Source organism: Sphingobium terrigena (genome assembly GCF_003591655.1).
GTDB classification, from domain to species: Bacteria; Pseudomonadota; Alphaproteobacteria; order Sphingomonadales; family Sphingomonadaceae; genus Sphingobium; species Sphingobium terrigena.
The window spans coordinates 114,009-126,849 of record NZ_QVRA01000007.1 but is presented as its reverse complement, the minus strand read 5'-3'; the positions used below and the strand labels follow the sequence as shown (position 1 = coordinate 126,849).

Sequence of the window (12,841 nt, the reverse complement as noted above, 5' to 3'; positions counted from 1 at the left end):
ATCGCCTTTCAACGGGTGTCGAACAGAGCATGATAATTCGGCTTTTCCTTCGTGGCTGATCTCCTTCCCAACACCGCACCATCGTCCCCCACGGACGATCATGATGGGGGCCATGGCCATTCGCGGCAAAAGGCGACGATTAAACTGGTCGTCGGCGCGATCGGCATCGTGTTTGGCGACATCGGCACCAGCCCGCTCTACGCCTTCCGCGAAACCTTCGCCGGGCATCACCCGCTCACGCTGGACCCCGACCATATATTGGGCGTCATCAGCCTGATGTTCTGGTCGATGATGCTGGTCGTGACGCTGAAATATGTCAGCATCATCATGCGCGCCGATAATAAGGGCGAAGGCGGCAGCCTCGCCCTGCTCGCGCTGATCAACGGCCAGACCAAGACGCAGCGCTGGTCGCGCGGCATCGTCCTGCTGGGCGTGTTCGCCACCGCGCTTTTCTACGGCGACTCGATGATTACCCCGGCGGTGTCGGTGCTGTCGGCGGTGGAGGGGCTTGCGGTCTATAACCCCGCCCTTGCGCCCGCGATCCTGCCTGTGGTCATCGTCATTCTGCTCGGCCTGTTCTGGATACAGGGGCTGGGCACGAACAAGGTCGCGACCCTGTTCGGCCCGATCATGCTGCTCTATTTCGTTACGATCGCGGGCCTTGGCATCCTCTCCATCGTCAAGACGCCGGGCATCCTCTTCGCCTTCAACCCCTATTGGGCGGTGATGTTCTTCGTTACCGATCCCTTGCCCGCCTTTCTGGCGCTGGGTTCGGTCGTGCTGGCGGTCACCGGGGCGGAGGCGCTCTATGCCGATATGGGGCATTTCGGTCGCAACCCGATCCGCGTCTCCTGGCTGGCCTTCGTCCTGCCCGCGCTGATGCTCAACTATATGGGGCAGGGCGCTTTGCTGTTCCGCGAGGGCGCCGCTGCGCTGCACAGCCCCTTCTACAATCTCGCGCCGCAATGGGGGCAATTGCCGCTGATCGTGCTGGCCACCATGGCCGCGATCATCGCATCGCAGGCGGTCATCTCCGGCGCCTTCTCGGTCACGCAACAGGCAATCCAGCTGGGCTTCATGCCCCGCCTGCGCATCGCCCATACCAGCGCCGCAACGGCGGGCCAGATCTACATTCCCCTGATCAATTGGGGGCTGATGGTCATGGTCATTCTGCTGGTGCTGACCTTCAGGACATCGTCCAACCTGACCGCCGCCTATGGCATCGCGGTCACAGGCGCCATGTTCATCGACAATGTGCTGCTGACGGTGGTTCTCTACCGTCTGTGGAAATGGAAATGGTATTATGCCGCACCGGTGCTGGGGATCTTCTATCTGGTCGACGGCGCCTATCTCGCCGCGAACCTCACCAAGGTGCCAGATGGCGGCTGGTTCCCGCTGCTGATCGGCTTCGTCATCTTCACCCTGCTGACCACCTGGTCGCGTGGTCGCCGTCTGGTGCAGGATCGTCTGCGCGAAGCGGCCATGCCGATCCCGGTATTCGTCGCCTCCGCCGCCAACAGCGCGGTGCGTGTTCCCGGCACGGCGGTGTTCATGACGTCAACGCCCGACGGCGTTCCCCATGCGCTGCTCCACAACCTGAAACATAACAAGGTGCTGCACGAACGGGTGATCCTGCTGACCGTCAAGATCAGGGACGTCCCGGTGGTCGAGGATGACGGGCGCTGCAAGCTGGAGGATCTGGGCCGCGGCTTTTTCCGCATGGTGCTGCAATTCGGCTTCATGCAGGAGCCGGACGTCCCTGCTGCGCTCAAAAATGTCGCTGGCTGCGGTCAGGCGTTCAAGATGATGGACACCAGCTTCTTCCTGGCGCGCCAGACGCTGCTGCCATCGGCCAAGCCGGGTATGCCGCTATGGCGGGAAAAAATCTTCGCCTGGATGTTGCGCAACGCGGAAAGCGCGATGGAATTTTTCCGCTTGCCCACCAACCGCGTGGTCGAACTGGGCAGCCAGGTCGAGATATAAAAAGGGCGCAGCCTTTGGCAGGCTGCGCCCCGATTTGTCTATCAGGCCGCGTCGCGATCCTTGGCGGTGATCTCCACAAGCTGACCGCCGTTGATGGCGATCTTCTTGGGCTTCATCGCTTCCGGCACTTCGCGCAGCAGGTCGATCACCAGCAGCCCATCGGCAAGGTCCGCCTTTTCCACCCGCACGAAATCGGCCAGCTCAAACCGCCGCTCGAAGCTGCGGTTGGCGATGCCGACATGCAGATATTTGGACCGGTCGGCTGGCGACCCTTCATCCTTGCGACCGATCACCTGGAGCAGATTCTGCTGGGCCGTGATGTCGATCTCGTCAGGACGGAAGCCCGCTACAGCCAGCGTCACGCGATAGCGATCTTCCGAGAGCCGTTCGATGTTGAAGGGCGGATAATTGTCGCCCTGGCTCAAGCGCGCGTTGTTTTCAATGAGGTCGAACAGGCGATCGAACCCAACGGTCGAGCGGCGATAGGGGGTCAGGTCAAAGTTACGCATCGTCATAATCTCCCAAAGAGCAAAATGAACCTGCCGAACCCGAAACCGGCGTCCGGCAATACTGCGTCCAGCCCCATATGGCGGCCGGACGAGATTGATATGGTTCGGGCTTTTCGGGTTTCAAGAGGATTTCATGCGTGTCCAACTCGGCATGGAGGGACAAGGGGGTGGACAGTTTGTCCTATCGTCAGGGCGCGATAGAAAATGCAGACAAAAAAGCGCCCGGACCGTGCTTTCACGATCCGGGCGCTTAATGGACGATTGCTCGTCTCCCCCTTGGCCTGCCTCAACCGCTTCTCAGCCCCCTAAGCTCGAAGCGGGATGCAGTATCCCTGAACCACGGCCTTTTACCTGTGCTTCGAGTGTCTTGCTATGACCGCTGCGGGGCGGAGTCACGGGCAAAATCGGGTGCGTGTGATTTTGCGCCGATGCCTGTGGCCACGATGCAACAATCTGGCAATGCTTGCCGTTCAGGGACGCTATGCCTAGACGATCAGCCTGTCCCTTCACAAAGGCCGCCCGCGCCACATGATTCTATCCCGCTACGAACGCATGATCGCCAAACGCTACCTGTTGCCGGGCAAGGGGGAGGGTTTCATCTTCCTCGTCGCCGGGATCAGCCTGGCCGCCGTCATGCTGGGTGTCGCCGCGCTCATCATCGTCATGAGCGTCATGAACGGCTTTCGCGCCGAACTGTTCGACAAGATTGTCGGCCTCAACGGCCATGCCGTGGTTCAGGGCTATGGCGGTCGCCTGCCCGACTGGAAGTCGGTTCTGGCCGAGGCCAAAGCGACGCCGGGCGTTACCAGCGCGACGCCGATGATCGAACAACCCTTGCTCGCCACCTTCAACGGCCGGGCCGAAGCCGTGCTGGTGCGCGGCATGACCGTGCCCGACATCCGCACCAACAAGACGCTCAAGGGCAAGGTGATCGCGGGCAGTCTGGACAATCTGACCGCCAATAGCGGCAAGATCGGCATCGGATCGCGCCTTGCGGAAAATATGGGTATCCAGTTGGGTGACAGCCTGACCGTCATCAATCCCGCAGGCCGCTCCACCCCCTTTGGCACGGTGCCGCGTCAGGTCGCCTATCAGGTCGCCGCCATTTTCGAGGTCGGCATTTATGATTATGACAAGGCGTTCGTCGTCATGCCGATGGAGGACGCCCAGACGCTGCTCCTGCTCGGCGATGTCGTCGGCATGATTGAGGTCGAGACGGTTGATGCGGACAAGGTCGGTCAGATATTGGAGCCGCTTGCAGGCAAGGTCGCAGGCCGCGCCGTCATCACCGACTGGCGACAGATGAACGCTTCCCTGTTCGAGGCGCTGGCCGTCGAGCGGGTCGCGATGTTCGTGGTGCTGTCGATCATCGTGCTGGTCGCGGTGTTCAATATCCTCTCCTCGCTCATCATGCTGGTGCGCGCCAAGACGCGCGACATCGCGATCCTGCGGACGATGGGGGCCAGCCGCGCGGGCCTCGTGCGGATTTTCATGACCGTGGGCGTCACCATCGGCACGCTGGGCATGGTCGCGGGGCTGATCCTTGGCTTCACCTTCCTCTTCTTCCGCCAGAATGTCGTCAACGCGATCCAGTTTGTGACGGGGCAGAATCTGTGGGACCCCTCGATCCGTTTCCTGACTGAATTGCCTTCGCAGGCCGATCCGGTGGAGATCGCCACCATCTGCATCATGGCGCTGCTGTTCAGCTTCCTGGCCACCCTCTATCCCGCCTTCAAGGCCGCCAATACCGATCCTGTGCAGGTCCTTCGCTATGAATGATATTCTAAAGGTCACGGGCCTGACCCGCAGCTTCACCCAGGGCGGCGAGACGATCCACGTCCTGCGCGGTGTCGACCTGACCGTGGGCCAGGGCGAGATTGTCGCGCTGCTGGGACCATCGGGTTCCGGCAAGTCCACGCTGCTCCAGGCGGTCGGCCTGCTTGAAGGCGGCTTTGACGGGTCGATCCGCATTGATGGCGAGGAAGCGGCCAAGCTCGATAATGACGGTCGCACCCGGTTGCGCCGCGATGCCATGGGCTTCGTCTATCAGTTCCACCATCTGCTGCCCGATTTCAACGCGACCGAAAATGTCATCCTGCCGCAGGTGATCCGCGACACCGACATGGCGGTCGCGCGCACCCGCGCGGAATCGCTGCTGACCTCGCTGGGCCTTGGCCATCGGCTCGACCACCGCCCCAGCCAGTTGTCGGGCGGCGAGCAGCAGCGCGTCGCCGTCGCCCGCGCGCTCGCCAACCGGCCCGCTTTGGTGCTGGCAGACGAACCGACCGGCAATCTGGACGAACGCACCGCCGACGTCGTGCTGGCAGAATTTTTGCGGCTGGTGCGAGAGGAAGGATCGGCGGCATTGGTCGCGACCCATAATGAACGGCTCGCGGCCAAGATGGACCGGGTGGTCCGGCTGCATGAGGGCGTTTTGGAATAGCCCTCCAATCTTACCCACAGACTTTTCTCCAGCAGGGCTGGTCACGAACCACGCCTTCTGGATAGTATGTCCTATGCCCCACGCCGCTTTCGTTCCGCTCCGCATTTTCTCCTCCTACACCATGTTGGAAGGGGCGATCGATCCCAAGAAGATCGCCAAGCAAGCCAAGGCGCTGGGCTTCCCCGCCGCCGCGATCACCGACCGCAATGGCCTCTACGGCTCGATGGCTTTCTCCGACGCCTGCAAGAGCGAAGGCGTCCAGCCGCTGATCGGCGCGATGCTGGGCATATTGCGCCCCGGCCGCCCGGCCAATGCCGCCCCGGTCCATGACTGGCTCGCGCTCTATGCGCAGGATGAGACGGGCTATGACAATCTGTGCGCTTTGGTGTCGATGGCGCATCTCGACCGGCCATTGGAAGAAGTGCCTCATGTCGGGCTGGATGTGCTGGAAGGGCGCACTGACGGGCTGATCGCGCTGACGGCAGGCGGGGAGGGCGCACTGGCGCGGCTGTTCGCGGAGGACCAGCCCGACGCGGCGCAGGCCTATGCGGCGCGGCTGGAAGCGCTGTTCCCCGACCGGCTCTATATCGAAATCTGCCGTCGGCTCGATCCGGTCGAGGGGAAGGCGGAGCCGGAATTACTGGAACTGGCCTATGCCCGCAACCTGCCGCTGGTCGCAACCAACCCGACCTGCTTTACCGAGCCGCATTTCCACGCCGCGCATGACGTCATGCTCTGCATCGCCGACAGCGCTTATGTCGATATGCCCGACCGGCGCACCAGCTCGCCCGACGCCTGGATGAAACCGGCGGCGGAAATGCGGCGCCTGTTCGACGATTTGCCCGAAGCATTGGCCAACACGCTGGTCGTCGCCCAGCGCTGCGCCGTTGCAGCCCCCAAGCGCAAGCCGATCCTGCCGAGCCTGGCCGGCGATATTGAGGGCGAAGCGCGAATGCTGCGCGATCTCGCCAGTGCGGGTCTCGACGCGCGACTGGCGAAGCTCGGCATCATCGATGACGCAGCGCGCCAGCCCTATCTCGACCGGCTCAAATTTGAGACCGACATCATCATCCAGATGGGCTTTCCCGGCTACTTTCTGATCGTTGCCGACTTCATCAAATGGGCCAAGGATCATGATATTCCAGTGGGTCCGGGCCGTGGTTCCGGTGCAGGGTCGGTCGTCGCCTGGGCGCTGCTCATCACCGATCTTGATCCGCTACAACTCGGCTTGCTGTTCGAGCGCTTCCTGAACCCGGAACGTGTGTCGATGCCCGACTTCGACATCGACTTTTGCGAAACGCGGCGCGGTGAGGTGATCCGCTACGTCCAGCAAAAATATGGCACCGACCATGTCGCGCAGATCATCACCTTCGGAAAGCTGAAAGCCCGCGCGGTTCTCAAGGACACCGGCCGTGTTCTCCAGATGAGCTATGGCCAGGTCGATCGCCTCGCCAAGCTGGTCCCCAACCACCCGACCGACCCCTGGACGCTGGAGCGGTCGCTCAACGGCGTGGCGGAGTTTCGCGCGGAATATGACAATGACGCGCAGGTCAAACGGCTGATCGACTATGCGATGAAGCTGGAGGGCTTTCCGCGCCACAGCTCCACCCATGCCGCAGGCGTGGTGATCGGCGACCGCCCGTTGCAGCAGCTGGTGCCGCTCTATCGCGATCCGCGATCCGACATGCCGGTGACGCAATTCGACATGAAATATGTCGAGGGCGCAGGCCTTGTGAAGTTCGACTTTCTGGGCCTGAAAACGCTGTCGGTGTTGCAGAAGGCCGTGCAACTGCTGGCGGCGCGCGGCGTCACGATCGAGCTGGATACGCTCAGTTGGGACGATAGCGCCGTCTATGATCTACTCCAGCGCGGCGACACCGTCGGCGTGTTCCAGCTGGAATCGGAAGGGATGCGCAAGACGCTGGCCGCCGTTCGGCCGACCAATTTCGGCGACATCATCGCGCTCGTCTCGCTCTACCGGCCCGGCCCGATGGACAATATCCCGATGTTCGGGCGGCGGAAAAATGGGCAGGAGGAGATTGAATATCCCCATATCTTGCTGAAACCGATCCTTGAAGAGACATACGGCATCTTCGTCTATCAGGAACAGGTGATGCAGGCCGCGCAGATATTGGCCGGCTACAGCCTGGGCGACGCCGACCTGTTGCGCCGGGCGATGGGCAAGAAGGTGAAGGCGGAGATGGACGCGCAGCGTTCGCGCTTTGTCGAGGGGTGCGCGGCGAGCGACATCAAGCCCGCCAAGGCGAATGAGCTGTTCGACTTGATTGACAAGTTCGCAGGCTATGGGTTCAACAAATCGCACGCGGCGGCCTATGCCTTGCTCGCCTATCAGACGGCGTGGTTGAAGGCCCATTATCCGGCGGAATTCTACGCCGGGTCGATGGCCTTCGATATCCACCTGACCGACAAGCTGACCATATTCGTGGACGATATGCGGCGCATGGGGCTGACCTGCCTGCCGCCGGACATCAACCGCAGTCAGGCGGACTTTTCGGTCGAACCGATCGCGCATGAGGGCGACGATCCACGTTTGGGCTATGCCGTTCGCTATGCGCTCGGCGGCCTGAAAGGCGTAGGCGAGAAGGCGATGGACCAGCTGGTCGCCGAACGTGACGCTGGTGGACCGTTCAAGAGCCTGGACGATATTGCCGACCGGATCGAACCGCGCCTGCTCAACCGGCGGCAGCTGGAGAGCCTGGCGGCGTCTGGCGCATTCGATGCGATCCATGCCGACCGGGCGGGCGTCCATGCGGCGGCCGAGACGATATTGAGCGTTGCGTCGAGCGCGGCGCAGGCGCGCGAAAGCGGGCAGGGCGGGCTGTTTGGCGATGTTGAGACGCCCCATGCCGATGTCCGCATCCCGCCGCATCAGGCCTGGTCGGTGGCCGATCGGATGGCGCAGGAGAAGGAGGCATTCGGCTTCTATTTCTCCGCTCACCCCGTCGACCGCTATCGCCATCTGGCCGATGCGCGGGGCGCCAAAAGCTATGGCGCGATCTGCGCGGAGCCATTGACCGGGGAGGCGCGCGCCACTGGCGTCATGGCGGCGATGGTCGAGGATGTCCGTTGGCGTGAGACCAAGCGCGGGGCGCGTTATGCCAATGCGACATTCTCCGACAGCAGCGGCCAGTTTCAGGCCAGTTGCTTTGAGGAGGATGCCTGCAAGGCGATCGAGGAACTGGCGCGCGATGGCGATTGTGCGCTGCTTTATGTCGAGCTGGACCGACTGCCGGGCGAGGAAACGCCGCGCGTGACCGTGCGCAAGATCGAGCCATTCAAGCTGATTGCCAGCGCGTCGCGCATGGAACTGGTGGTGGACGCGACCGATCCGGCAGCGGTCGAGGCACTGGCCGCGTTGATGGCGCAGAGCCGGGGCGGGCGGAGCGAATTGTTTTTGCGCACGCCCGCTGCGAACGGTCAGGCGGTGCGGCTGTTCCTGGGCGATGATTTCCTGCTGGGCGCGGATCAGGTCGATGCCATGTCGGTAATTCCCAACCTGACGATCCACCGGTTCGAGCGGATGGAGGCGACGCAGGACGGATACAAGATTCGCAACCGCCGGGCCGGGATGCGACTGGTCGGCTGACGATCATAACAGCCGCATCTGCGCGCCTTCGGGCGGGCGGAACAGGTCGGTGCGCAGGGTCAGCCGTTCGGCCCCCAGTCCGGCGCGCTTGCGGGCCTTGATGAAACGGCTGCGGATGAGGTCCGCCCACACGCCTTGTCCGCGCATCCGGCTGCCAAAATTGGGGTCATTGTCGCGCCCGCCGCGCAACTCGCGGATGATCGCCATCACCCGCGCCGAGCGATCGGGATAATGGGCGTCGAGCCAGGCGCGGAACAACGGCGCGACTTCATGGGGCAGGCGGACGGGGATATAGGTCACTTCGCGCGCACCGGCGGCGGCGACGCGGGCGACGATGCTCTCAATCTCATGATCGGTGATGGCCGGGATGATCGGCGAGAGGCTGGCATAGACCGGCACGCCAGCGTCAGCGAGTCGCCGGATCGCCTCCACCCGGCGCAGCGGATGGGGTGCGCGTGGTTCCAGCGTGCGGGCGACCGCCGGGTCCAGCGTCGTCACCGAAATCGCGACCGACACCAGCCTGTCGCGCGCCATGGCAGCGAGTAGATCCATGTCGCGCAGGATGCGGTCGGACTTGGTGGTGATGAACACGGGGTGGCGGCATTCCGCCAGCAGCTCCAATATCGCCCTCGTAATCCCCCAATCCTTCTCGATCGGCTGGTAAGGATCGGTATTGGTGCCCAGGGCTATGGGCATGACGGCGTAATTTTTCTTCGACAATTCGGCGCGCAGCAGGTTGGCCGCGTCCGGTTTGGCAAACAGCTTCGTTTCAAAATCCAGACCCGGCGACAGGTCATGATAGGCGTGGGACGGGCGGGCGTAGCAATAGATGCAGCCATGCTCACAACCGCGATAGGCATTGATCGACTGGTCGAAACCGATGTCGGGCGAAGCATTGCGGGCGATGATCGTGCGGGGATGTTCGATCGTCACCTGCGTCCGGCGGCGGGGAAGCGGGCCGTCAATATCGGCCACAGCGTCGAGCCAGTCGCCGTCGATTTCGCGCTGGGGCAGGGAAAAACGCACACTTTGCGTGTTGAATGTTGCGCCTCTTCCTTTCTCTATTCCCATATAGAGATAAGAACATAAAAGGAACAAAAGGTCAATCGGAAGTTCGTAAAACCAGCCCATATCGCATATGGCAAGTTCGCGTCAGCGCTCCGTCAGGCGGGGCATCAGTTCGACGAAATTGCAGGGACGGAAACGGCTGTCGAGCTGGCTCGACAATATGCCGTCCCAGGCATCTTTCACTGCGCCGGTCGATCCGGGGAGCGCGAAGATATAGGTGCCGCGCGCGACGCAGGCGGTGGCGCGGGACTGGATGGTCGAGGTGCCGATCGTCTGGTAGCTGAGCCAGCGGAACAGTTCGCCAAAGCCCGGAATTTCCTTGTCCTGGACCTGTGCCAGCGCTTCGGGGGTAATGTCGCGGCCAGTGACGCCGGTGCCGCCGGTGGTGAGGATCACGTCGATGTCCGGGTCGTCGATCCAGGCGTGGAGCCGGGCGATGATGGCGGACTTGTCGTCGCGCTCAATGTAGCGGGCGGCGAGGATATGGCCCGCGCTTTCCAGCCGTTCGACCAGCGTGTCGCCGGAACGGTCGTCCGCCGCGCTGCGCGTGTCGGATACGGTCAGAACGGCGATTCGGACGGGGATGAAGGTCCGGCTTTCGTCGATCGGCATCAGTCGGACCCGCCGCCCATGCTGGCGCGGCCATCGGCATGGCTCAAACGAACGAGTTTCACGCCCTTGGCATTGGGGAAGGTCGGCCACATGCCCTGTGCCATGCCGGTCAGGCAATCGGCGGTCCCCTTCGCCTGAATCTGGTACATCCAGTAATTGCGCATGACGATGTTCACATAGGCGCGGGTTTCATAATAGGGCAGCGATTCCATGAACAGCAATGGATCGCCCTTGTCCTTGACCTGAGCGTTCCACCGTTCGACCGGCAGCGGCCCGGCATTGTACGCCGCCATCACCTTGGGCAGAAGGCCGCCGGTGGCGCTCATGTCGCGCAGCGCTTCGAGATAGCGCTGGCCAAATTCCATGTTGGTGGATGGCACGAAGAGCTGTGCGGCTGACGCCATTCCCATGTCGCTGCCGGTGCCGGGGCGCACCTGCATCAGTCCGCGCGCGCCCGCGCTGCTGACTACATCGGAACGGAAGCCCGATTCCTGCAAGGTGTGGGCGTAGATGAGCGAGGGATCGACCCGCCAGCCGCCATCGGGGCGCCAGTCGGGCGCGGGGAAGCGGGCGAAGCTGGCCGGTTGCTTGCCCGCCGGGCCGTTATGGGCAAGCCATAGCTGGGTCGCGGGCAGGTTAAGCGCGCTCGCCAGGCGAAGCAGCGCGTCATATTGGCCGGTGCCGCCGATCTTCGCCTGATAGCGGAGCATTTCGTCGGCGCGGGCAGTGTCGCCGATCGCGGCGAGGGCGATGGCGGCGCGGGCATTGGGGCTGTCCTTGAGCGCCAGCCATTCAGCCTGGCCGAACCGGGTCGCGACCGGCGGCGCGCCGAGCGGCATCCCCAGCGATTCGCGCGCCAGCAGCCCATAGAATGTTTCTTCCGAACGGGCGGCGAGTTTCAGATAATTGGCGACCTTGGGCGCTTCACCGCAGACCATATAGGCGCGCGAGGCCCAATAGGCGCCAGCGGCGCGCATGTCCGCATTGGTGGCGAAGGCCGCGACATTGGCGAAGGCGGGCGCGGCGGCGCGGCAGTCATTCTGGCGCCATGCGGCAAGGCCTGCGGTCCAGTGCGCCTGCACCGTCCAGTCGCCCCCGGTGCGGGTTTCGAGCGCGCGGGCGGCCATGCGGCGGGCATTGGCGTCGTCATTTTCGATATAATAGGCCCATGCGACGCGCTGGCGCACTTCGGTCAGCCCTTCGGGCGTCAGGCCGGTTTCGCCGGTGGCCAGCAGCGCTTCGGCCCCGACCGGATCGTCGGCCTTGACGAACGCTTGGATCTGGCCCGCCAGCGCGATCGCCAGCGTGTCCGTCTTGGTCGATCCGACATATTCGCGCCGGGGTGCGGACCCCAGCCACACCATTTTCTGCACCTGTGGCAGGGTGGGCAGCATGGTTGCGCCGCGTTTTTCGGCTAGGCGGGAAAGCTGATCGGCCTTGGGCAGCCACGCGGCCTTGTTGATGAGGTCGAGCAGGTCGAACAGTTCGACCTTGGGCGATCCCTTGGCGAGATAGAGTTCGGACAGGGCGAGAGGCCGCACGGCGTCCTGCGCATCCAGCGCGTTGATCAGCGTTTTGGCCTCGGCCCATTGCTGGCCTTGGAGCGCGGTGAAGATGGCGCGATAGCTGGCCTTGGCCCCGTCGCCAATCTGGAGCGGGGAAGCGGGCGCGGCGGCAAGCGCGGGAGAAATCGGGGCGGTCTCGGCACGGGCGGGCAGCGTTGCAGCCAGTCCCATCGCCATCAGGGCCAGGCTGGACATGTGGGTCGCGGCACGAATCACGGGCGGACTTCCTCGATCAGGCTTTGCAGGGCGCGCCAGCATTCCGCTTTCGCCGCAGGCTGGGTCAGCAGCAGGCGGGGATGAAATGTGGCGACGGCAGGCACAATGCCGCCTTCATGGTTAAAGTCGCGTAAACCATCGGGGGTCGTGGCGGCATCCGTCGGAAGCAGCGCACGGATCGTCCGATCGCCCAGCAATAGCAAACGGCGGGGCCGGGCGAGGGCGACATGGGCGCGCATCCGGTCGGCCACGGTGGAAAGATCAGACGCCTCCACCATGCCGCCGGGCGGACGGGCGGTGAACAGCGAGGCGAGATGAATGGTGGAGCGGTCCAGCCCGATCGCGCGCAACATCGCGTCGAACAGGGCGCCAGCGCGATCGGCCAGCAATTGCCCCGCCGCCATGTCCGCCGGATCGGGCAGGTCGGTCACGACCATCAGCGACGCGCCCTCGCCACCGGTCGGCAATATGGGTGCGCCGGGCCAGCGCCGTTCGGGCTGTTCGGGATCGGTCGCAAGCCAGCCAAGGAACGAATCGAGGCTTTGGGGCTTTTCCTGAAGGACGGTAGGCGCGGCTGGCTCGCGAATCGCCCCCTTCGCATCCGCGACAGTCATCGGACGCAACCAGTTGACCGGCGATTCGGCCACGGCACCATCCACGCCCGCGAGCGTCCACCACGCCATATAGGCGTCGGCAGCCGCCGCATGATCCTGCAATTCACCCCGCATAAGATCATCTAGGGCCAGAGGTTGACGAGGGGGTCAAGATTCTTCATCGCCTTGGCTGGTAAAGTGTTGGAGTAATAAGGCGACCGGATGGACGGGGTGCAGCCCGCCGG

9 protein-coding genes are annotated in these 12,841 nt (G+C 63.5%); 4 read left to right on the top strand and 5 right to left on the bottom strand.

Annotation, left to right across the window (positions count from 1 at the left end; translation table 11 throughout):
* Nucleotides 1-51: 51 nt before the first annotated feature.
* Nucleotides 52-1,983 (top strand): potassium transporter Kup, encoded by a 1,932-nt coding sequence (locus tag D0Z70_RS10050; RefSeq protein ID WP_119745918.1) that lies wholly within the window; start codon nt 52-54, stop codon nt 1,981-1,983.
* 41 nt (nt 1,984-2,024) lie between these two features.
* Here the strand turns inward: D0Z70_RS10050 and D0Z70_RS10045 are convergent, their stop codons facing one another.
* Nucleotides 2,025-2,498, bottom strand: coding sequence for an Hsp20 family protein (locus D0Z70_RS10045; RefSeq protein ID WP_182913916.1), 474 nt, complete (start codon nt 2,496-2,498; stop codon nt 2,025-2,027).
* Between the two features lie 522 nt (nt 2,499-3,020).
* On the opposite strand from D0Z70_RS10045, the gene D0Z70_RS10040 reads away from it, so the two are divergent.
* The 3 genes from D0Z70_RS10040 to dnaE all read left to right on the top strand — a co-directional run bounded on the left by D0Z70_RS10040 (nt 3,021) and on the right by dnaE (nt 8,542).
* Nucleotides 3,021-4,271, top strand: a complete 1,251-nt coding sequence (locus tag D0Z70_RS10040; RefSeq protein WP_119745916.1) for a lipoprotein-releasing ABC transporter permease subunit — start codon at nt 3,021-3,023, stop codon at nt 4,269-4,271.
* Entirely contained in the window at nt 4,264-4,935 is a 672-nt protein-coding gene (locus D0Z70_RS10035) for an ABC transporter ATP-binding protein (protein ID WP_119745914.1), read from the top strand. Before D0Z70_RS10040 ends, D0Z70_RS10035 begins: the two co-directional genes overlap by 8 nt.
* A 73-nt stretch (nt 4,936-5,008) precedes the next feature.
* Complete coding sequence (gene dnaE, locus D0Z70_RS10030; RefSeq protein WP_119745912.1) at nt 5,009-8,542, top strand: DNA polymerase III subunit alpha; 3,534 nt, start codon at nt 5,009-5,011, stop codon at nt 8,540-8,542.
* Nucleotides 8,543-8,545: 3 nt separating this feature from the next.
* On the opposite strand, the gene D0Z70_RS10025 is transcribed toward dnaE, so the two are convergent.
* The 4 genes from D0Z70_RS10025 to D0Z70_RS10010 all read right to left on the bottom strand — a co-directional run bounded on the left by D0Z70_RS10025 (nt 8,546) and on the right by D0Z70_RS10010 (nt 12,731).
* On the bottom strand, nt 8,546-9,613 hold the full coding sequence (locus D0Z70_RS10025) for a PA0069 family radical SAM protein (RefSeq protein ID WP_119746072.1): 1,068 nt from the start codon (nt 9,611-9,613) through the stop codon (nt 8,546-8,548).
* Nucleotides 9,614-9,694: 81 nt separating this feature from the next.
* The gene (gene moaB / locus D0Z70_RS10020; RefSeq protein ID WP_119745910.1) at nt 9,695-10,222 is read right to left on the bottom strand and encodes a molybdenum cofactor biosynthesis protein B; all 528 of its coding nucleotides are present in this window, start codon (nt 10,220-10,222) and stop codon (nt 9,695-9,697) included.
* Nucleotides 10,222-12,003, bottom strand: coding sequence for a lytic transglycosylase domain-containing protein (locus D0Z70_RS10015; RefSeq protein WP_119745908.1), 1,782 nt, complete (start codon nt 12,001-12,003; stop codon nt 10,222-10,224). The genes moaB and D0Z70_RS10015 overlap by 1 nt, the downstream gene beginning before the upstream one ends.
* Nucleotides 12,000-12,731 carry a uracil-DNA glycosylase family protein gene (locus tag D0Z70_RS10010; RefSeq protein WP_119745906.1) on the bottom strand — a complete coding sequence of 244 codons (732 nt, stop codon included), beginning with the start codon at nt 12,729-12,731 and terminating at the stop codon, nt 12,000-12,002. Before D0Z70_RS10010 ends, D0Z70_RS10015 begins: the two co-directional genes overlap by 4 nt.
* Between the last annotated feature and the right edge of the window lie 110 nt (nt 12,732-12,841).

Coding starts and splice junctions, on each gene's coding strand:
- D0Z70_RS10045 (WP_182913916.1), bottom strand. CDS start 2,498: ATGACGATGCGTAACTTTGACCTGACCCCCTATCGCCGCTCGACCGTT.
- D0Z70_RS10040 (WP_119745916.1), top strand. CDS start 3,021: ATGATTCTATCCCGCTACGAACGCATGATCGCCAAACGCTACCTGTTG.
- D0Z70_RS10035 (WP_119745914.1), top strand. CDS start 4,264: ATGAATGATATTCTAAAGGTCACGGGCCTGACCCGCAGCTTCACCCAG.
- dnaE (WP_119745912.1), top strand. CDS start 5,009: ATGCCCCACGCCGCTTTCGTTCCGCTCCGCATTTTCTCCTCCTACACC.
- D0Z70_RS10025 (WP_119746072.1), bottom strand. CDS start 9,613: ATGGGAATAGAGAAAGGAAGAGGCGCAACATTCAACACGCAAAGTGTG.
- moaB (WP_119745910.1), bottom strand. CDS start 10,222: ATGCCGATCGACGAAAGCCGGACCTTCATCCCCGTCCGAATCGCCGTT.
- D0Z70_RS10010 (WP_119745906.1), bottom strand. CDS start 12,731: ATGCGGGGTGAATTGCAGGATCATGCGGCGGCTGCCGACGCCTATATG.